Annotated in this window: 13 protein-coding genes; 4 read left to right on the top strand and 9 right to left on the bottom strand. The window is 58.7% G+C overall.

The window, feature by feature from the left end; all coding sequences use genetic code 11:
• The first annotated feature begins 77 nt into the window (after positions 1-77).
• Positions 78-416 carry a DUF4870 domain-containing protein gene (locus HPC62_RS18900; protein WP_172358061.1) on the top strand — a complete coding sequence of 113 codons (339 nt, stop codon included), beginning with the start codon at positions 78-80 and terminating at the stop codon, positions 414-416.
• 175 nt (positions 417-591) lie between these two features.
• On the opposite strand, the gene HPC62_RS18895 is transcribed toward HPC62_RS18900, so the two are convergent.
• From HPC62_RS18895 to HPC62_RS18855, 9 genes are all read right to left on the bottom strand, one after another.
• Positions 592-2217 carry a S8 family serine peptidase gene (locus HPC62_RS18895; protein ID WP_216655286.1) on the bottom strand — a complete coding sequence of 542 codons (1626 nt, stop codon included), beginning with the start codon at positions 2215-2217 and terminating at the stop codon, positions 592-594.
• A gap of 170 nt (positions 2218-2387) precedes the next feature.
• Positions 2388-2822: an RNA recognition motif domain-containing protein gene (locus HPC62_RS18890; RefSeq protein WP_172358060.1), complete on the bottom strand. Its 435-nt coding sequence runs from the start codon at positions 2820-2822 to the stop codon at positions 2388-2390.
• Between the two features lie 507 nt (positions 2823-3329).
• On the bottom strand, positions 3330-5102 hold the full coding sequence (locus HPC62_RS18885) for an ABC-ATPase domain-containing protein (RefSeq protein ID WP_172358059.1): 1773 nt from the start codon (positions 5100-5102) through the stop codon (positions 3330-3332).
• Between the two features lie 121 nt (positions 5103-5223).
• Complete coding sequence (locus HPC62_RS18880; protein ID WP_172358058.1) at positions 5224-7386, bottom strand: molybdopterin oxidoreductase family protein; 2163 nt, start codon at positions 7384-7386, stop codon at positions 5224-5226.
• Between the two features lie 339 nt (positions 7387-7725).
• Positions 7726-8568, bottom strand: a complete 843-nt coding sequence (locus HPC62_RS18875) for an ABC transporter ATP-binding protein (RefSeq protein ID WP_172358057.1) — start codon at positions 8566-8568, stop codon at positions 7726-7728.
• A gap of 61 nt (positions 8569-8629) precedes the next feature.
• Complete coding sequence (locus HPC62_RS18870) at positions 8630-10630, bottom strand: nitrate ABC transporter ATP-binding protein (RefSeq protein ID WP_172358056.1); 2001 nt, start codon at positions 10628-10630, stop codon at positions 8630-8632.
• A gap of 38 nt (positions 10631-10668) precedes the next feature.
• A complete protein-coding gene (ntrB, locus tag HPC62_RS18865) occupies positions 10669-11511 on the bottom strand; it encodes a nitrate ABC transporter permease (RefSeq protein WP_172358055.1) in 843 nt (280 codons plus the stop codon).
• Positions 11512-11647: 136 nt separating this feature from the next.
• Positions 11648-12976 carry a CmpA/NrtA family ABC transporter substrate-binding protein gene (locus HPC62_RS18860; protein WP_172358054.1) on the bottom strand — a complete coding sequence of 443 codons (1329 nt, stop codon included), beginning with the start codon at positions 12974-12976 and terminating at the stop codon, positions 11648-11650.
• A gap of 203 nt (positions 12977-13179) precedes the next feature.
• Complete coding sequence (locus HPC62_RS18855) at positions 13180-14712, bottom strand: ferredoxin--nitrite reductase (RefSeq protein ID WP_172358053.1); 1533 nt, start codon at positions 14710-14712, stop codon at positions 13180-13182.
• Between the two features lie 335 nt (positions 14713-15047).
• Between HPC62_RS18855 and HPC62_RS18850 the strand changes: the two genes are divergently transcribed.
• From HPC62_RS18850 to HPC62_RS18840, 3 genes are all read left to right on the top strand, one after another.
• Complete coding sequence (locus tag HPC62_RS18850) at positions 15048-16505, top strand: HEAT repeat domain-containing protein (protein ID WP_172358052.1); 1458 nt, start codon at positions 15048-15050, stop codon at positions 16503-16505.
• Between the two features lie 494 nt (positions 16506-16999).
• Positions 17000-18613, top strand: coding sequence for a peptide ligase PGM1-related protein (locus HPC62_RS18845; protein ID WP_172359045.1), 1614 nt, complete (start codon positions 17000-17002; stop codon positions 18611-18613).
• 101 nt (positions 18614-18714) lie between these two features.
• Positions 18715-19599 carry a LysR family transcriptional regulator gene (locus HPC62_RS18840; protein ID WP_172359044.1) on the top strand — a complete coding sequence of 295 codons (885 nt, stop codon included), beginning with the start codon at positions 18715-18717 and terminating at the stop codon, positions 19597-19599.
• Positions 19600-19720 lie beyond the last annotated feature (121 nt).

Genomic DNA, 19720 nt, shown 5'->3' with positions numbered 1-19720 from the left:
CTCGTAATCCTGAGTCATACTCCCGGCTCATATTCTTAACTCAACTCCTCACATTCTTAACTCAACTCCTCATACCCATGACTGACCTCGAACAGCGCAAGCTCTATTCAGTTCTCTGCCACGGGTCGCAGTTGATTTGCTATTCGCTGGTATCAGTTGCAGTGCCCATCGTCTTGCTGCTGATTTCGGATGATCCCATCGTGCAGGGCAATGCCAAAGAAGCCATCAACTTTTACCTGACGGTGCTGATCTGGGGCGTGATTTTCCTGGTGCTGTGCTTCGTGCTGATTGGCATTCCGCTGCTAATTGGATTGGTAATTGTCAGCACAATCATGCCCATTATTGCAATGGTGAACGCTGCCACCAACCTGGAGCGCCCCTATCGCTACCCCTGCATCTGGCACTTTATCCAATAGGGGTTGTAGTAAACTCGTTAACCAATAGGGGCTGACGAGTGTGGAGACCTGCATCTGGTCCTTTATCCAATAGCGGTACAAATAGCGATAGCGAATAGCGGTTGTAGGAGTGCTTGCAGGAGTAGTTGTAGTTTAAGCTCCCGATGCGTCGAAGAAACTAGGGATTTGACGAGCGCTACTCTGCCGGAGCCGTCCACCAGGCCAGGGCGTAGGCTTGGGTGGGCGTGTTGACGCGATCGCGGTACACGACGCGAATCTTGTAGCGCCCCGTTGCGGGAACAGGGTGGAAGATATGCTCCACGCTGTCTACGGCGCTGACGGAAGACCAGATGCGATCGCCCTCCCGCTCATCCTCCGCCCGCATTAGATACACGTCCAGGTTATTCAGCCCCTTGTCTTCAAAGGTTTCGCCAATATCGTACAGCCCGTTGCGGTTGGTGTCCTTCAGTTCCACCACGCGGTTCCAGGCAAGAGTGATGGCGACGTGGCTGCCTGCTACCAGCGGCCGCTCCAGCACATAGTCTCGATAGGCGGGCGCGTCTCGTCCAGTGCCAACGGTGCGATAATCCCAGCCAACAGGCGGCACAGGGGCATCGGGCGAAAACTGACCCGAACCGAACTGGATTAGCGACCGATAGGCGTGCAGATGCCCCGTGCCCATGTCGGCATCCAGGGGTTTGGCTTCGTCTGTATAGGCATCGGAACTGAGCCAGTCGCGGTTTTGCTTGTTGACGGCGGTGCGGGTCATGCCCAGCATCAGGCCGTCGCCCCGGTCTTGAATCTTATCTGCCGCGTTCATCATTACTGCTTTCATGACCTCGTGGCGGCGGGCATCCAGGCTCCAGTTGGGCTGCTGTTCGCGGATTTGGCGATCGCCATATTCCTGCAACAGCGCCACCATCGCCGTAACATGCGGGGCAGCGAAACTGGTTCCGGTTGCAGGGTTGCTGAGGCTGCCGTCGGGGTTGATGGTTTGAATATTGGTGCCAGGAGCCATCAGGCTGACCGAGCGGCGCGGGCCGACATTGGTCTCCGGTTCGCGGGCCCTGCCATAGATAGGCGGCGGCTCGCTCCCCAGGTCAAAAAAGCTGACCTTTCGATACACGCCATTGACGGCGATCGAGTTAGACACGATCATGCCGTTGAAGTTGTCGGTGGGGATGGGGATGCCGCCTTCGCCTTGGTTGCCCGCGATCACATACAGCACATTATGCTGATTGGCCGACCAGTCGATGCACTGGGTCAACAGGGCGTTGCCATCGAGCCGCGCATTGGGGCGTGGGTCCTGCGCCAGCGACTCGCCGAAGCTGAAATTAATTGCCCGCACGTCATCGCCGTTTTGCAGCGCCACGGTTTGGGAGGCGAGGCATTCCTGCGGCTGGCCGCCCCGCCGCTCGAAGCCCGCAGCGGCTGCGTATAGCTTTGCCTCTGGCGCAACGCCCTGCACCAGCTTGTCGTTGCTCACCATGACGCTGGCGACGCTGGCCGCGTGGGGGTCAACGGTATCGTTGGGACGAGCTACCCCATCCCGAAAGAACACCTGGCGCACCCGCACCGCAAAGTTATTGGCAGCGGTTTTATCGAGGCCAAACAGGGCTGGGCGACCGATTTCTACCTGACCAATAGCGATTTTGCGGCCCATGAGGTTGTAGGGTTCGGACTGCACCCGCCGCGCATCGATGCCGCCTGCTTCCATCGAGGTCATAGAGGCAATGTAGGCGATCGCCGGGGTGCCCAGCAGCGACGTTGCCAGCCCCGCCATGACCCATCGCAGTCGTCTTGCCAGTCGCCGCTCTGCCATGAAATCTTTCTCCCAACAACAGCCTGAAAAGTGGATTTGCCTTACATCCTAAAGTTTGTAGCAGCCAACGGCAACCAACAGTGGTAACCAGTGGCAACAAAAAGGACGATCGGAGTGCGATCGCCCTTGTCCAGATTAAGGAACCTGGCCGCCGAACGCAGCCAGCAAAACTATGAATTTGCCGTTTGAGTAGACAGCAGTTCCTTCAGTTTCTCTAGTTCCTGCGCCCAGCGAGGATCGGGCTGTACGGATTCTGGCTCGGTCGTTGCGGCCGCCTTCTTAGCCTTGCTGTTGTTCTTCTTGCGGTTGCTGTTGCTTGCGGCGGGAGCGGCCTCATCGCCTTCCTCACTGCCCTTTTCGCGGGGCTGGGCGCGTTCGATTTTCAGCGGGGTTTCCTTAAACAGAAAACCGTCAAACTTTTCGATGACCTGGTCTGCCTGCTCTTCGCTTTTCACCGTGACAAACCCAAAGCCACGGCACTTCCCCGTTTTGCGGTCGGTGATGATTTTGGTGGTCAAGGTTTCATCAAATTCCGCAAACAGGGCAGCTAATTCCTGCCGCTCTAGCTCTTTGGGCAAATTGCCTACATAAAGACGAATGGACATAGTGTCGAAGATTCCTCCAGGTTGAAATTCAGTCTAATAGCTTGGAAGTCTTGCTATGAGAAGCCTGTGATGCGGGCAATGTCCCCAGAGCAGGCTAGTTTCCAGAGCAGGCTGTGGTTTATTAAAGTCTGATGGAAACGCTTTAGGCGAGTATTTAGTAGGCAAGTTCCTTCGGCATATCGACAAACCTGTCGAGGACAAACCTGTCAGGCCGTCAGGATTTGCATTCAGAGGTAGGACGTTATCAGTTCATCGAGTCAGTCTTTTGAAAACTGCTTTGAAAACTGCGGCGTAGGATACCGTCGCCTTCATTAAGGTATCACGGCGACTGGCTCCGAAGATGTCAATTACATAGATTTCATGCTGGGGGTGTAGAGAGAAATGGGCCGATGTCCCTGGTTTTGGGTCGATGAATCAGCGCGTATTTCGCTGCCGAAAGACGATTGCAGGCGGTGAACCGCACCAGAAGCGCTTGTTAGCCAAAATTTTCTTGGAAATTTCCTGTTTTTACCGCAAGCTCAGAGATCGCAGACGATTCAAAGCTGCGGCAAGTTCCAAAGGTCGAACCGCAACCAGATCCCCCTGGCGATAAGTCGTCAGTTCGTCTATGCGGTTGGTGGCAAGCTGGGGTGTAATCTGGTTCAGAAGATCGGGCAGCGTGCGGCGACCGTCGAGGTAGTGCTGCTGTAAATAGGCGATCGCCGCGCCAATGGTTCGCACCTGTCCTACTTCCACTAGTTGCTCTATGGCGGACAAATCTACGGTTTCCGAGCCAAACACTAGTTCGTCAATGTCTCGTGCCTTCAGCTTGGGGCCGCGTCCTGGGCGATCGCCCTCCACCGGGCGAGTATCCCCCCGGCGGCCGCCGTGCCAGGATTGTTCCCCTTGCTTTTCGGGCGAGTCGAGGCGCTTGGGGAGGGGAACGCGAGGGGTGAGCGAACCAAAGCGATCGCCCCCTTCAGCCCTGCGTTGAGTGGCAAACTGAGCGGCGATCGCCCTGGCCTGTTGGGTCACGTCCTGGGGCTGATAGTCGGTCATGGCGATGACGGTATCCGCCACGTCGAAATAGTCGCCGCTGCCGCCCATGACGAGGATCGTGGACAGGTCGTAATCCCGATAAAGCTGGCGGATTTTGTCGATCAAGGGCGTGATTGGCTCTTTGTCTTTGGCGACGAGGGCTTGCATCCGGCGATCGCGGATCATAAAGTTCGTAGCGGAGGTGTCTTCGTCTACCAGCAGCAGCCGCGCCCCCGCCTCCAGCGCTTCTATAATGCTGGCTGCTTGGGAGGTGCTGCCGCTGGCGTTTTCGGTGCTAAAGCGCGTCGTCGAGCGGCCCTGGGGCAGGTGGTTGATAAAGGGCGAAATGTCTACGCCCGTGATGCTGCGGCCGTCCTCGGCGCGAATCTTCACGGCGGCTGCGTCGGTCACCAGATGTTCGCGTCCGTCGCCGGGAATGGCGGTGTAGATGCCGAGGGCGATCGCCCTGAGCAGGGTGGATTTGCCGTGGTAGCCGCCGCCGACGATGAGCGTGATGCCTTTGGGAATGCCCATGCCAGAGATACTGCCCTGGTTGGGCCGATGGAACTCCACCCGCAGCGACGCAGGCGAGCGAAATCGCACAGCGCTGGAGTCTTGAAGCGGGCGCTCGTCTACGCCGCTCTGTCTGGGCAAGAGCGCTCCATCGGGCACGAAGGCCACCAGCCCTCGCGCTGCCAACTGGTCGCGCAGCCAGTCGGTGTCTTCTGCCACGGTCAAATGCTGCTGGAGTTCAGTCGGGTTCAAAGCCGAGTAAAAGAGCGATCGCCCCACAATTAGCGGCAGGTCGTCGCACAACAGATCCGCCGCCGTGCGCCCCAAGATTTGCCGTCCCCGTGCGGGCAGCCCCACCCAAAATCGCGCTTCGACCACCGCCTCCGACACCCACAGGGCCGATCGCTCTAGGATGTATTGACTGGTCGGGGCGATCGCCATCAGGCCGCTGTTGCCGCTGCCCCGCTTTTCGCGCACCGCCGCCGCTGCCTTGCCAAACTGCCGCGTTAGGTAATCCCGCAGGGCGATTTCCCGGCTGCGCGAGTGGAACGTTTCTGTTGGGAAACCCGCCTCCGCCTGGGGCACGACGACCCGCAGCCGACTAGGAGCCGCAAACGGATCGCCCTGTACAAAGTCAATATGCAGCGTAAAGCCCGGAAACCGATAGCTGCCCTGAATCTCTTTATAAGCCTTGTAGCCCAGCCCATCCAGCCGCACCAGAGTTTGCCGCAGCACCTGATCATCTGCCATAGCGCCTGTTTATCCAGCCAGCCCACGGCCAGCCTATGGAAGGGTCTTGTATCGATTTTAGATTTTAGATTTTAGATTTTGGATTTTTCTTCGTTCTTCCTTCTTCCTTCTCCCTTCTCCCCTACCCCACCACGCCCAACTCCTCGCGCACGGGCGTTTCTACCCGAATTGGCAACAGTTTCACCGCGCAGGCCTTCAGTTCCGGCTGCTTCGAGTCGGGGCAGGCTGTGGGATGGGTGAGGGCGTTGGCTTCGGCATGGTCGGCCCAGAGAGCGCCCCAGTGCATGGGTACGAAGACGGTTCCAGGGGCGATCGCCCGAGTGACTTTAGCGGGAAAGCGGGCCCAACCCCGGCGCGATCGCACTTCTACCACATCTCCCTCGACAATACCCAGCGGCTCCGCATCGCGGGGGTGAATTTCGATAAACGGGTTGGGGTACATTTGCGTAATCTTTTCGGTGCGTCCGGTGCGGGTCTGGGTGTGCCAGTGGCCATACAGCCGTCCCGTCGTCAGCACCAGCGGAAAGTCGGGGTCGGGGGGTTCTGCTAGCCCCCGCGAGTGAGAGGCGCTAAAGCGGGCCCGGCCATCGGGCGTGGGAAATTGCAGGTTGGTGTAGAGGCGCTTGGCAGGCTGGGTCTGCGATTCAGGATTCTCACCGCTGGGCAGTGGCCACTGCAAGGGGCCCTCCTGCTCTAGCCGCGCATGGCTGATGCCGCTCATGTCGCAGGGGCGGCCCTGGGTGAGCTTCACAAATTCGGCATGAACTTCAGCGGCGGTTTGGAAGGGGAACTGGGCGGCAAACCCAAGGCGGCGGCCGACTTCGCAGAAAATTTCCCAGTCGGCGCGGGCTTCACCGGGGGCAGGCTGGAAAGCTTTAGCCAGCGTGACCATGCGCTCCGAGTTGGTCATCGTGCCGCTCTTTTCGCTCCACTGTGTCGCAGGCAGCAGCAGATGGGCAAATTCGGCAGTTTCGGTGGGGAAGTAGGCTTCTTGATAGACCGTAAAGGGCGATCGCCCCAGGGCCGCCTTTACTCGCACCAAATCGGGCAGGCTCACAGCCGGATTCGTCGCCGCAATCCAGAACAGACCCACCTCCCCCGCCTCCAGCCCGCGAATCATGTCCCACACGGTGCGTCCGGGGTTGGGCGAAATTTGTCCCGCTGGCAGATTCCAGGCGTGTTCGACCTCAGCGCGATGCTGGGGATTGGCCACAAATCGATAGCCGGGCAGCAGGTGCGACAGGCCGCCCGCCTCGCGGCCGCCCATTGCGTTGGGCTGGCCCGTCAGGGAAAACGGGCCCGCGCCCGGTTTGCCGATTTGCCCGGTGAGCAGGTGCAGGTCGATCAGGCTACGAACCTTGGCCGTGCCCTCGCTCGACTGGTTCAATCCCATCGACCACAGCGACAGCACCCGCCCCGACTTGCCCCACCAGCGGGCGGCAGTTTCCAGGTCAGAGATAGAGATGCCGCAGCGATCGCTTACCACGTCAGGCGAGTAGTGACGCACCACCTCGGCGTAGTCGGCATAGCCGCTGGTGTGCTGCTGGATAAACGCCGCCTGCTCGAAGCCCCACTGCATCAGCAGGTAGGCGATGCCATTGAATAGGTCAATATCTGTACCGGGGCGGAGGGCCAGGTGCAGGTCGGCTGCGTCGGCAGTCTGGGTGCGGCGCGGATCGACCACGATCAGGCGGACGTGGGGCGTTTTTTTGTGATACTTCCGCAATCGGTTGAAGGCGATCGGGTGGCACTCGGCCATGTTGCTGCCGACGATCACCGCGCAGTCCGTTTGCTCCAAATCCTCATAGCAGCAGGGCGGCCCGTCTGCCCCAAAGCTCTGTACGTAACCCGACACAGCAGAGGACATACATAACCGCGAGTTTGCGTCAAAGTTATTCGTCCCCAAACAGCCCTTCATCAGCTTTTGGGCGGTGTAGTAATCTTCGGTGACGAATTGGCCAGAGCCATACATGCAGATGCCGTCGGGCCCCTGGCTCGCCAGAACCGTCTGGAGGCGATCGCACAGTTTGTCCAGCGCCTCCTCCCAGCTAATTTGCCGAAAGTTTTGCTCTAGCGACTCGCGCCACATCGGATGGAGCAGCCGATCCTTGCTAATCGACTCTGCCACCGTCGCACCCTTGACGCATACCATCCCCTGGCTCGACGGATGAGCGCGATCGCCCCGCACCTGCCACGCCCCCTTGCCCTGCGACGGCACGACCTCTAGCCCACAGCCCACGCCGCAGTAGGGGCACAGGGTTTTAATTTGAGTTTCATCCTTCACTTGGTTAACCCTTTGCTATCGCCCTGCTCAAAGTCTCCCTTTTGAAGGGGGATTTAGGGGGATCGAATTAGATGCAGGAGTCTTGATCCCCCCTAGCCCCCCTTAGCAAGGGGGGAACCAGACTCCTCAAAGTCCCCCTTTTTAAGGGGGATTTAGGGGGATCGGATTAGATGCAGGAGTCTTGATCCCCCCTAGCCCCCCTTACTAAGGGGGGAACCAGACTCCTCAAAGTCCCCTTTTTAAGGGGGATTTAGGGGGATCGAATTAGATGCAGGAGTCTTGATCCCCCCTAGCCCCCCTTAGTAAGGGGGGAACCGGAGTGCCCTCTCTCCCTCAAACTCAGCCCACGTCATCATGGGCATAGCGGTGATACAGAAAGTCCAGCGCTTCGTTCCGCAGTTCGTAATAGCGGGGGTCTTCCATGACGCGGCTGCGGTTGCGGGGACGGGCAAAGGGAATGTCGAGGATTTCGCCGACCTTGGCGGCGGGGCCGTTGGTCATCATGACGATGCGATCGCTCAGCAGCAGCGCCTCGTCAATGTCATGGGTAATCATCAGCACCGTGACCCGGTGATCTGTCCAGATTTTTAGCAGTTCCTCTTGCAGTTCCTCACGGGTGATGGGGTCGAGGGCCCCGAAGGGTTCGTCCAGCAGCAGCACCTCCGGGCGCAGGGCCAGGGCGCGAGCGATGGAAACGCGCTGCTTCATGCCGCCAGAGAGGGCGCGGGGTTTCTTGTCCATCGCGTCGGCCAAACCGACCATGGCCAGGTGGTCGCGGGCGATCGCCGCCTTTTCGCTCTTAGAAAGCTCTGGTCGCGCCGCGTGCAGCCCTAGATACACGTTCTCGTAGGCCGTCATCCAGGGCAGCAGCGAGTAGTTTTGAAACACCACCATGCGATCGGGGCCGGGTTCTGTGATCCGCTGGTTTCGCAGGCGCACCTCGCCGCTGGAGGGCGTGCGAAAGCCCGACACCATATCCATGAGGGTCGATTTGCCGCAGCCGGAATGGCCGATGATGCTGACAAATTCACCTTCCTGCACCGCCAGATTCACGCCATCCAGCACGGTGTAAGTGCCGCCATCTTTGGTGGGATACACCTTCGAGACATTCTCGATCATCAAAAACGCATCGGTCATGGGCACGGGCTGCGGCTGGAGTTGGGTTGAGTCGAGAGTCTGCATTGTTAGGGATTCAGGGTTGAGAGAGAGGAGAGAATGGGGCATAGGGCTGGCTTTTTACACCTCACACGGTCACGACATCAATGCTGACTTCCTCAACTTGCACGTCGCGCTTGATGGCAAGACTGTGGAGGTAGCCGATGGGGTCGTCGGGGTCAAATACGCTGCCGTCGGCAAAGTGGATGGGGCTGCGGTTGGGTTCGGTGTCCAGCAGGCCCAGGTCGCGGGCGGCGGCTCCGAACACATCCAGGCGGCGGGTGCGGTCGAGGATGTCGAACCAGTTGCGGGGGAAGGGGGTGATGCCCCAGCGGGCAAGCTGCGTCATGATCCACAGACCCTCGGTGCGGTAGGGGCAGTTGGTGCGATCGACAAAGAACTGGTTATAGCGCAGCAATTGCTCTGGCTCGTCGCCTGTGCCCCGGTCGTAGGGCGTGACCAGGCCGGGACGGATTTGATCGACCGTCGCGCCAACATACTCGTCGCGGGAGAGGAGTTCGGCCAGGGCTTCTCGGTTGCGGCGATCGTCGCAATATTCGCAGGCTTCGAGCAGCGCCGTGACGAGGGCGATGTGGGTTTTGGGATAGCGGTTTGCCCAGTCTTCGCGCACGCCCAGCACTTTTTCCAGGTGGCCGGGCCAGATGTCGAGATCCGTGGCGATCGCATAGCCCAGTCCTTCCTGGATGGCGCGGGAGTTCCACGGTTCGCCCACGCAAAAGCCGTCGATGCCGCCGCCCTTGAGCGCGGCCACCATCTGCGGCGGCGGAATGGTGACAAGGTTCACGTCTTGGTCGGGGTCGATGCCGCCCGTGGCTAGCCAGTGGCGCATCATCAGGTTGTGCATCGAGGCGGGGTGAACGACCGCCAGCGTGGGCACTTTGTCGGGCGTGCGGGCGATCGCCGCCTTTAGTTCTTCCACCGTCCGCACGCCATCGTGCAAAAAGCGCTGGCTGAGGGTGATGGCGTTGCCGTTGCGGCTGAGGACTAGGCCGGTGGTCACGGGAACAGGCGCTTTGCCGCCCATGCCGAGGGTCAGCGCTAGGGGCATCCCAGCGATCATCTGGGCGGCATCTAGGCGGCCGCTGGTGATGCCTTCGGCGATCGCCTTCCAGCTTGGTTCGCGGCTCAGCGTCACCTGTTCCAGCCCATATTTCTCAAAAAAGCCCAGTTCCTTGGCCACCACCAGCGGCGCACAGTCCGTCAGCGGCACAAAGCCCAGTTCCAGGTTCACCTTTTCCAACCCGTTGCGGGCGATCGCCCCCACCTGCAAGGCGGCCTTGCGCTTCTTGGCCTGCTTCTGCTGGTTCAGGAAATAGACAATTTCGCTCCGCATTCCGTAATAGCTGGGATGGTTCACCACCTCCAGTCGATCGCGCGGCCGCTCGAAGGGCACGTCCATAATCTGCCCCACGTAGGATTCTGGCCCGTTGGTCAGCATCACGATGCGATCGCTCAGCAGCAGCGCCTCGTCTACGTCGTGCGTCACCATGATGCAGGTGAGTTCGTGTTCCTCGGCGATTTGCATCAACTGGTCTTGCAGGCTGCTGCGGGTGAGCGCGTCCAATGCGCCAAAGGGTTCATCCAGCAGCAAGAGCTTGGGACGGATGGCCAGGGCCCGGGCGATCGCCACCCGCTGCTTCATGCCGCCGGAGAGTTGCCCCGGCCGCTTGTCGGCCGCGTGGCGCAGGTTCACCAAGTCAATATGCTGCTCTACGATGGCGCTGCGTTCCGATTTGGAAGCCGTTGCCATGACGCGATTTACCGCCAGGGCAATGTTTTCGCGCACCGTCAGCCAAGGCAGCAGCGAGTAATTTTGGAAGACCACCATGCGGTCAGGGCCGGGTTCAGTGACCTGGCGACCTTCCAGCACCACGCCGCCCGCCGCAGGTTTCGCCAAGCCCGCAATGATGTTCAGCAGGGTCGATTTGCCGCAGCCAGAGTGGCCCAGCAGCGAGATAAACTCGCCCTTGCGAATCGTCAGATCAATATTCTTCAGCGCGATGTATTCTCCGCCGCCGGGGAGCGGGAAGACCTGATCTACGTGGTCGATTTCTACGAATGGCAGCATGGGGATTTTGGATTTTAAGATTTTGGATTTTGGGATACTTACTTCTGTTCTTCGGGCACGACGCGGGAGGCAATGAAGCCGATCAGCGCGTTGAGCAGCAGCCCCACCAGACCGACGTAGATAATGGCCAGGATCACTTCACTGTTGCTGCCGCTGTTGTAGGCATCCCAGATAAAGAAGCCAATGCCCACGCCGCCCGTGAGCATTTCTGCGGCAACGATCGCCAGCCAGGACAGACCGATGGCAATCTTGAGGCCGGTGAAAATATAGGGCACAGTGGCAGGCAGCAGCACCTTGAAGAAGTAATCGAGTCGGGACAGCTTTAGCACGCGGGCAACGTTGTTGTAATCCTGAGGAATGTTTTGCACGCCAACGGCCGTGTTGATGATGATGGGCCAGATGGCGGTGATGAAAATCACGAAAATGGCAGCGGGCTGGGAGTCGCGGAAGGCCGCCAGGGAAATGGGCAGCCAGGCCAGCGGCGGCACGGTTCGCAACACCTGAAAGATGGGATCAATCGCCTGAAACATCAGCACACTTACGCCGATCAGGATGCCGAGGGCGATGCCAGCGATCGCCGCCAGGAGATAGCCCACCGCCACCCGCTGCAAGCTGGCCGCAATTTGCCAGAACAAGCCCTGATCTGTACCGCTGCCACGATAGAACGGGTCGATGATCAAGTCCCATGTATCTTGCACCACCTGGATCGGCCCTGGCAGGGGCGCATTGTCGCCTGAACACACCAGTTGCCAGATGCCCAGGAGAATGAAGAGGGCGATCGCTGTGGGGATGGAACGGCGAATCGTCTTGCCAAGCCATGCGCCCAAGCTGGAAGAGAGCGATCGCCCAGGCCGGCGGGGAGAAGAGAGGTCGGCTGTCATACGCTAGGGGTTAGAATTAGGATTTAGGGCAGAAAGGTTGAACTATGGGAACAGAAGTCGGGGGATAAATAAGATAAAGCAAGAGTCCTTCATGCCTCAGTAGCTTTACTCACTTGTTTACTTACCCCCGACCGCATTACACCTTTTTAATCTTCAGCGACTTTAAGTACTCGCTCGGATTTTCGGGATCGAATTTCACGCCATCAAAGAAGGTTTCCACGCCGCGAGAGGTGCTAGCGGGAATGGCGGCTTCCTGCCCGATCGCCTTGGCGGCTTCGCGCCACAGGTCTTCCCGGTTTACCGCGTCAATCAGCGCTTTGGTGTCGGTGTCAGCAGGCAAGTAGCCCCAGCGGATATCCTCCGTCAGGAACCACAGGTCGTGGCTCTTAAACGGATAAGATGCCGCATCGTTCCAGAACTTCATCAGCAGCGGGCTATTTTCGAGCTGGCGCACACCCATATCAAAATTGCCCTTGGCCCGCTCTAGGATGTCTTCTACAGGCACCTTCAGCCATTCTCGCCCGGAGATAATTTGGCACATCTCCTCCTTGTTGGCCATGTCATCGCACCACATCTGAGCTTCTTGCACTGCCATCAAAATTGCCTTCGCTGCATTGGGGTGTTGTTCTACCCAATCAGCCCGCATCGTCAGCGATTTTTCAGGGTGATCTGCCCAAAACTCGCCTGTCGTGATGGCGGTATAGCCCAAGTCTTGGTTTACCGTTTGAGCAGGCCAAGGCTCACCCACGCAGAAAGCTTCCATGTTGTTGACCTTGATGTTGGCCACCATCTGCGGCGGCGGCACCACAATCGTCGAAATGTCTTTGTCGGGGTCGATGCCGCCTGCCGCCAGCCAATAGCGCATCCACAGGTCATGCGTGCCACCAGGGAACGTCACGGCTGCTTTAATCTCGCCCTTCTCAGATTTCGCCTTAGCAAAGGCTTCCTTGAGTGGCGCGCTGTCAGTGCTAATTTTCAAGTCCTTGTAGGTGTTGGCAAGGCAAATCCCCTGACCATTCACATTGAGCCGAGCCAGAATATTCATCGGCACCTTCTGATTACCTTTGGTAATCGTGCCTGCCGACATTAGGTAGGGCATAGGGGTCAGAATGTGCGCTCCATCGATGCCGCCGCCAGCAGACCCCAGCTCCAGGTTGTCGCGAGTGACAGCCCAGGAAGCCTGCTTCAGCACTTCCACATCGGGCATTCCATACTTAGCAAACAGTCCTTTTTCCTTAGCAATGATCAGGGGTGCGGCATCGGTCAGGGCGATGAAACCGAGCTTGGCAGTGGTCACTTCGGGCGTATCGGCTGCGGCTACGGGTGCGGGCGAGGCCGGAGCGCTGGCGGCCGGGCTGCTGGTATCCGAAGGCGACGAGCCGCCGCTGCATCCATTGGCCAGGATCGTTGCGCCTGCCGTCACGCCTGCCGTAAAGATAAATTTCCGCCGAGAGAGTCTAGACATAGGTTCAGTTCTCCGAAGTTGTGGTTAGGGTAATCAGTTGGCAAATTTTGGGATGTAAAATCCCCTACCAGTTGCGCCCGGTGTCAAGATCCGGTGAGAAACTGGCTGAGTGAGGGATAGGATTTGGGAACGGGTCAGAAATCAGGTAAAGATAAGCTGCTAAGCGCCGATACCTGACCCCTGGACTCTGAGCACCTGGCAACTTACTTCGGTCGTGCGCCGAAGTTTTCGATCAGCAGATTCCGCAGGATGGGCTTGAGGTCGTCGCAGGGAATGCCTTTTTGGACGCAGGTGCCGAGTTCGGCGTGTTTGCCGACTTTGCCGCCCATGTACAAGTCCACGCCTTCAGCAGCTTTGCCGTCTTTGCGGACTTTGGTGCCCATCAGACCGATGTCGGCGACCTGGGGCTGGCCGCAGGAGTTGGGGCAGCCTGTCCAGTGGATGCGAACTGGGCGCGTGATTTCCAGTTCAGATTCCAGTTCGTTGATCAGCGCCATTGCTCGGTTTTTGGTTTCGATCAGGGCGAAGTTGCAGAACTGGGCCCCAGTGCAGGAAACGAGCGATCGCACGAGTAGCCCCGGACTCACCGAAAACTTCTCTAGCAGCGGCTCCTTCAGCAAGGGCGCAACGCGAGAATCGGGCACGTCGGGAATAATCACATTTTGCTCGACGGTTAGGCGGATTTCGCCGCTGCCGTAGACCTCGGCAATCCGCGCCAGGTCAAACATATCGGGCGCATACAGCCGACCGACGGGAACATGCAGCCCCACGTAGTTCAGCCCCGGCTGCTTTTGGGCGTGGATGCCGATGTGGTCGCGCTTGTCCCACAGGATTTCGTCCTTGGGCGCGGCAGTTTGCAAGGGATGTCCCAACTGCTGCTCCACTTCGGCACGAAACTTATCCATGCCCCACTCGTCGATCAGCCACATCAGGCGAGCTTTTTGGCGATTGGCCCGCAGCCCGTGATTGCGATAGACGATGAGGATGGCTTCGCACAAGGCCACCACATCACGCGGATCGACCCAGGCATTGAGCGGCACAGCGGCTTCGCAGCGCTTGGCCGAGAAGAACCCGCCCACCAGCACGTTAAACCCCAGCCGTCCGTCCTTGTAGGCAGGTACAAAGGCGATGTCGTTGATCTCGGCGTGTACCGAGTTGTCGCGGCATCCGGCGATCGCAATATTGAACTTGCGCGGCAGGTTAGTGAACGACGGGTTGCCCTCGCCGTTGTTGGTGATCATGTCCTGCACCTTTCGCACCAGCCCGCGAGTGTCAATCAACTCGTCGGCATCAATGCCCGCCACGGGCGAACCCGTGATGTTGCGAACGTTGTCCATGCCGGACTGGATGCTGGTCAACCCTGCCTGCTCAAACCGCCGGAAGATATCGGGAATATCTTCTAGCCGAATGCCGCGAAGCTGGAGGTTTTGCCGCGTGGTGATGTCGGCGTTGCCATCTTCGCCGTAGCGCTCGACAACCTCCGCCAGCACCCGCATCTGTCCGCTCGTGAGAATGCCATTGGGCATCCGCATCCGCAGCATGAACTTACCCGGCGTGACGGGCCGAAAAAACACGCCCATCCACTTCAGGCGATGGTCGCGGTCGGTCTCATTCATCGCTTCCCAGCCCAGACGGGCAAAGTCTTCCAGTTCAGACTTGACCGCCAGACCATCTTTTTCGGACTTGAGCTTCTCGAACTTATTCAGACTGGTTTCTGCTGGAACGGTACTGGTCATAGCAAGAGACCTTGGATGGAAGAAACGGCAAGTAATGCTGCGCGTAGACCTGCGTTTTTGACTCAACGCCTAGAATTAGAACCCGTGTTGGCTAAAACTTGTGTCTAAAACTTGTGTCTACGGAGACTTGACTAACGCCGCAAGACTCAAGCCTGCATTGCCTTGCATGATTGATACGTTAGAAGCATTAATTCTGAAAATTCGTAGCTCCTGTTACAAAAATTTTCGTTGCATGAAATTTACGAATTGCAACAATGCACAACCTGCATAATGAACCTGAGCCTGACTCAACAAAACCCAGCGCTTCTGGCTAGAATCCAAGAGCAGTCAAGGCATTGACCGCATTTTTCTATCTGGCGGCACAGACGAGTATGGTCAGCAATCCGCGTATTTTATCTGCCCAATCGCAGGACTTCCCGCTGCTTCCGCAGGCAGAGGATGGGGCGATTCCCGCAGGGAGCGCTTCGCAAATCGCCGCCGATTGGGAATTGCTGGTACAGCGGGTACAGCAACACTTGGGGCATCTAGAAGAACAGTTGCAGACCAGTGGTATCCGCCCCGCTCGAACAGAACTGGAAACGCTGAGTCAGTGGGCGATCGCTGTACTGTGTGAGGGCGACTTTCAAGACCGCTGGGACATGGCCAAGCTATTTCCTCGGCTAGAAGCCTTGGCGGCTGAACCGGCAGAGTCTGTCAAGCAACTGCTGCTCGACCCGCTGCTGGCGCTGCTGCAAGACGAAGAGGAAGACCCGGATACGCGCTGGTTTGTGGCTCGGATCTTAGGCGAGTTTCGTCAGCCTGCGGTGCTGACAGCGCTGGTTCACCTATTGCAAACCGCCCCCACCGAAGATTTGCAGCAGATCGCGGCGGCGGCGCTGGCAGGCTTTGGAAAAGCGGCGATCGCCCCCCTTGCCCAACTGCTCCAAGTTCCCCACACGCGCCTGCTGGCCGTGAAAACCCTGTCCCAGATTCAAGATCCCGGCGTGGTTCAGCCGCTGATGAAACTGCTGCGCGATCCTGACCCACAGGTGAGAGCCGCCGCGCTCTCTGCCATCGGCAGTGCCCGCGATCGCCACATTCCTGACCTGCTAATTGCAGCACTGGGCGACTCCTCAGCAGCAGTGCGCCAGGTAGCAGTGACGGAACTCGGTTTTCGCGCAGACCTGCTGTCGGACTATGACCTAGTGAGCTTAATCTATCCGCTGCTGCTGGATGCTAGTGCTGGCGTGGCCCAGCAAGCGGCGATCGCCCTGGGTCGCCTGGGCACCAATCCGGCCGCCACCGCGCTCTACCGCGTCGCCCACTTGTCCCACACGACCCATCCACAGCGCATGGCGCTAGTGCAAGCGCTGGGCTGGATGGGCACACCCACTGCCCTGCACCATCTGCATCGGCTGGCGCTCCAGTGGAGCGAGGAAGCCCCATCCGCCCCACTGCTACACGCTACGATTCAGGCAATGGGTCGCGTCGAAGTCCCAGAACTGCGCTGGCAGGCGGCCCGCTATCTGGTGGAACTGTTGGAACTGTTGCACGGTAATCTACCTGCGGTGCAAACTGCTGCCGTGAAACAGGCGATCGCCCTCCAGCTTGGAAAATTGGGCGACCTTGACGCGCTGGATGCCCTGGTTCACCTGGCAACCGAGCCGGATCTGGGCGTGAAACTCCATGCGATCGCCGCCCTCAAGCAGCTTCACCCCGACCAAGGTCGGCAGCAGCTCGAAGCACTGTCCAACAACCATCAAGTTTCAGAACAAACCCGGCAAGAAGTGGCGATCGCCCTCGCAGAGTGGTAATCCAATTTCCATTCCTCCCTCTTCCCTCTTCGTTCTTCCCTTTTCCCTCTTCCTTTTTCGTTCTTCCTTTTTCGTTCTTCCCTTTTCCCTCTTCCCTCTTCGCGAGGATGTAATTTGGCGCGGCTACTCGATAGAATCGTCAAACATCCTCCTCAAGAGGCAGTCGCAAACGCTTTCGCTGGGTGCTAGGGTTCGGTAGGCTGGGTTTGCCTAAATTTAGGGTTGCCTGGTCGATTTTACGTAATTTGAAGCGCTAAGCGCGGATCAACGGGATAGAACAGGGGTTGCCGTCTGGAAAGATGGCTGCTTCAGAGTTTTGTTTTCTTAACAAATTTCGTTTGAACTAGTTCGAGCTTTATCAATAGGACTTACGCAGTAGGACTTACGCGGTGGGACGATTTCTCGCGGAGAAATCGTCCAAAACCCAGAAAACTTATCGTAAGTAAGTCCTGATTACAATAAACCTTTGAAAGATGCCCGAAACTGGGGGATTTATGCAGACATTGACGGTGGCTCCGATGGTGCAGGGTAGCGATCGCTTTCACACGTTGCAACGACAACTGCGCGATCGCTGGCAAACCATCGATCAATTTGACCGGGGAGAACATGACATTCTGATCGTTCCCTCCCTGACGCTGGATCAGCGCGAATTGCAAAAGGTCAAAGGGGTTCACCATTACGAAGAGCGGCTGCTGTTTTCGCTGATTCGCCTGCGGAATCCGGGCACGCGGCTAATCTACGTCACGTCGCAGCCAATTCACCCCAGCATCATCGACTACTATCTGCACCTGCTGCCCGAAATCCCCTACTCCCACGCCCGCGATCGCCTCATCCTGCTGTCTACCTACGATTCGCATCCCAAGCCCCTGACGCAAAAAATCCTGGAGCGGCCGCGCCTCGTCCAGCAAATCCGCAGCCTGCTGCGCCCCGAAAAAGCGTATATGTCCTGCTTCAACGCCACTGCGCTAGAGCGGGAACTGTCGCTTCAACTGGATATTCCGCTCTATGGGCTGGACCCCGACCTGCTCTATTGGGGCACCAAGAGCGGCAGCCGCCAGGCCTTTGCCGAAGCCAACGTGCCCCATCCCGACGGCAGCTTGCAGACCTGGACCGCAGAAGAACTGGTGCTGGCAACGGTAGACCTGTGGGAGCGTCGCCCCGACCTGAAGCGGATGGTCGTAAAGCTAAACGAGGGCTTTTCGGGTCAGGGGAACGCGCTGCTGGATCTGCGGCCGCTCTCCGCCGTTGCGCCGGGGCAGGCATCCACCGAAGCCCGACGGGAAGCGATCGCCCAGGCGTTTCACTACCTCAGCTTCCAGAGCGACACCGAAACCTGGGACAACTTCAGCAGCAAAATTCCCGAACTGGGGGCGATTGTCGAAGCGTTTATCGAAGGCGAAGAAAAGCGATCGCCCAGCGTCCAGTGCCGCATTACGCCGCTGGGTGAGGTCGAGGTGCTGTCTACCCACGACCAGATCTTGGGCGGGCCCGACGGGCAAATCTTTTTGGGCTGTCGCTTTCCAGCGGACGAGTCTTACCGGATGCGCCTGCAAGACTATGGCTATGCAGTGGGCAAGGTGCTGGCAGAAAAGGGCGTTTTGGAACGGTTTAGCATTGATTTCATGGCAGTCCGGCCAGACGCGACGGAGGACTGGGATTTGCAGGCGATCGAAATCAACGTCCGCAAAGGCGGCACAACGCATCCCTTCATGACGCTGAAGCTGCTCACCAGCGGCAGCTACGATCCCCAAACTGGGCTATTTCTCAACCAGCACGGTCAGCCCAAATATTACATCGCCACCGACAACTTGCAGAGCGATCGCTATCTCGGCTTGCTGCCCAGCGACCTAATGGACATCATCGTGCAGCATCGCCTCCACTTTACGCCCATTACCGAAACAGGCAGCGTGTTTCACATCATGGGCTGCCTGTCGGAATACGGCAAACTGGGGCTGACCAGCATCGGCGACTCGCCCCAGGACGCAGAAGACCGCTATAACCAGGTGATCGCCACGCTCGATCAGGAAACTGAAGCGAACCTGTCGCACCCGTTTCATCCTGCGTCCCACACGCCGCCCATCAACTGGCACTTTCACCACGAAGGCTAGCGCCTGCTTGGGAGGGGGCTGGAAACGGTTGGGTTGCGCGTGTCTTGCACAATCCACCTTCTCGGATTTTTGAGGAAAAATAGCTGGCGATCGCCCGCATGATCGAACTGCGTCACCTGCGCTATTTCATCACCGTGGCCGAAGAACTGCACTTTGGGCGGGCCGCCGCACGGCTGCACATGGCCCAGCCGCCCCTCAGTCAGCAGATTCGTCAGCTAGAGGAGGAATTGGGCTTCCAGCTTTTCTACCGCACCAAGCGCAGCGTGCAGCTCACGGAGGCAGGCGCGGTGTTTTTGGCGGAATGTCGGCGAATCATGCAGCAGTTGGATCAGGCCGTGCAACTGGGGCAGCAGGTGAGCCGGGGCGAACGGGGACAACTGGTGATCGGCTTCGTCAGTTCCGCAGCCTACAGCGTGCTGCCGACGCTGCTCCGGGGCTTTCGCGCCGCTGCGCCGGATGTCAGCCTGGAACTGCACGAACTGACCACCGACCAGCAGGTGCAATGGCTGCGCGATCGCCGCATGGACGTGGGCCTCGTCCGCCCGCCCGTAAACGAGCCAGACTTCTGCCTGATGCCGCTGTGTGAGGAGCCGCTCGTCGTCGCCCTGCCCCAGCAGCATCCCCTCGCGCAGCAGCCGAGCGTGTCGCTCAAAGATTTGGCGGGCAAACCCTTCATTTTGTTTCCCCGGCCGCTGGCTCCCGGACTCTACGACCAGATCATTAGCCTCTGCCATCAGGGCGGCTTTAGCCCCGCCATCGTGCAGGAAGCAATCCAAATGCAGACCATTATCAGCCTAGTGGCCGCAGAAATCGGCGTGGCCATTGTTCCCCTGTCGCTGCAAAACCTCCAGCGCACCGGGGTTGTGTATCGCGAACTCCAGGAACCCACCCCCAAGGCGGCGATCGCCCTCCTCACCCGCCAGCCCGACCCCTCGCCCACTGTGCAGCGATTTTTGGCGATCGCCCAAAAAATAGGCAAGAGTTAGAGGTTAGGCTAAATCGGGGATCATTCTTAGGGGAGCGGATTCAGGCAGTGATGGAGTGTCGCAAGTCCCCAAATCCCCTACTAAGTAGGTGGACATCAATAAACATAAAACCCAAAGACCC

It is taken from the genome of Thermoleptolyngbya sichuanensis A183 (assembly GCF_013177315.1).
Classification (GTDB): domain Bacteria; phylum Cyanobacteriota; class Cyanobacteriia; order Elainellales; family Elainellaceae; genus Thermoleptolyngbya; species Thermoleptolyngbya sichuanensis.
This window is presented reverse-complemented; position numbering and strand designations above follow the sequence as displayed.

What these genes read in the sequence shown, in the direction of transcription:
- HPC62_RS18855 (WP_172358053.1), bottom strand. Translation starts at nt 14,712, where the DNA reads ATGACCAGTACCGTTCCAGCAGAAACCAGTCTGAATAAGTTCGAGAAG.
- HPC62_RS18895 (WP_216655286.1), bottom strand. Translation starts at nt 2,217, where the DNA reads ATGGCAGAGCGGCGACTGGCAAGACGACTGCGATGGGTCATGGCGGGG.
- HPC62_RS18845 (WP_172359045.1), top strand. Translation starts at nt 17,000, where the DNA reads ATGCAGACATTGACGGTGGCTCCGATGGTGCAGGGTAGCGATCGCTTT.
- HPC62_RS18875 (WP_172358057.1), bottom strand. Translation starts at nt 8,568, where the DNA reads ATGCAGACTCTCGACTCAACCCAACTCCAGCCGCAGCCCGTGCCCATG.
- HPC62_RS18860 (WP_172358054.1), bottom strand. Translation starts at nt 12,976, where the DNA reads ATGTCTAGACTCTCTCGGCGGAAATTTATCTTTACGGCAGGCGTGACG.
- ntrB (WP_172358055.1), bottom strand. Translation starts at nt 11,511, where the DNA reads ATGACAGCCGACCTCTCTTCTCCCCGCCGGCCTGGGCGATCGCTCTCT.
- HPC62_RS18900 (WP_172358061.1), top strand. Translation starts at nt 78, where the DNA reads ATGACTGACCTCGAACAGCGCAAGCTCTATTCAGTTCTCTGCCACGGG.
- HPC62_RS18870 (WP_172358056.1), bottom strand. Translation starts at nt 10,630, where the DNA reads ATGCTGCCATTCGTAGAAATCGACCACGTAGATCAGGTCTTCCCGCTC.
- HPC62_RS18890 (WP_172358060.1), bottom strand. Translation starts at nt 2,822, where the DNA reads ATGTCCATTCGTCTTTATGTAGGCAATTTGCCCAAAGAGCTAGAGCGG.
- HPC62_RS18885 (WP_172358059.1), bottom strand. Translation starts at nt 5,102, where the DNA reads ATGGCAGATGATCAGGTGCTGCGGCAAACTCTGGTGCGGCTGGATGGG.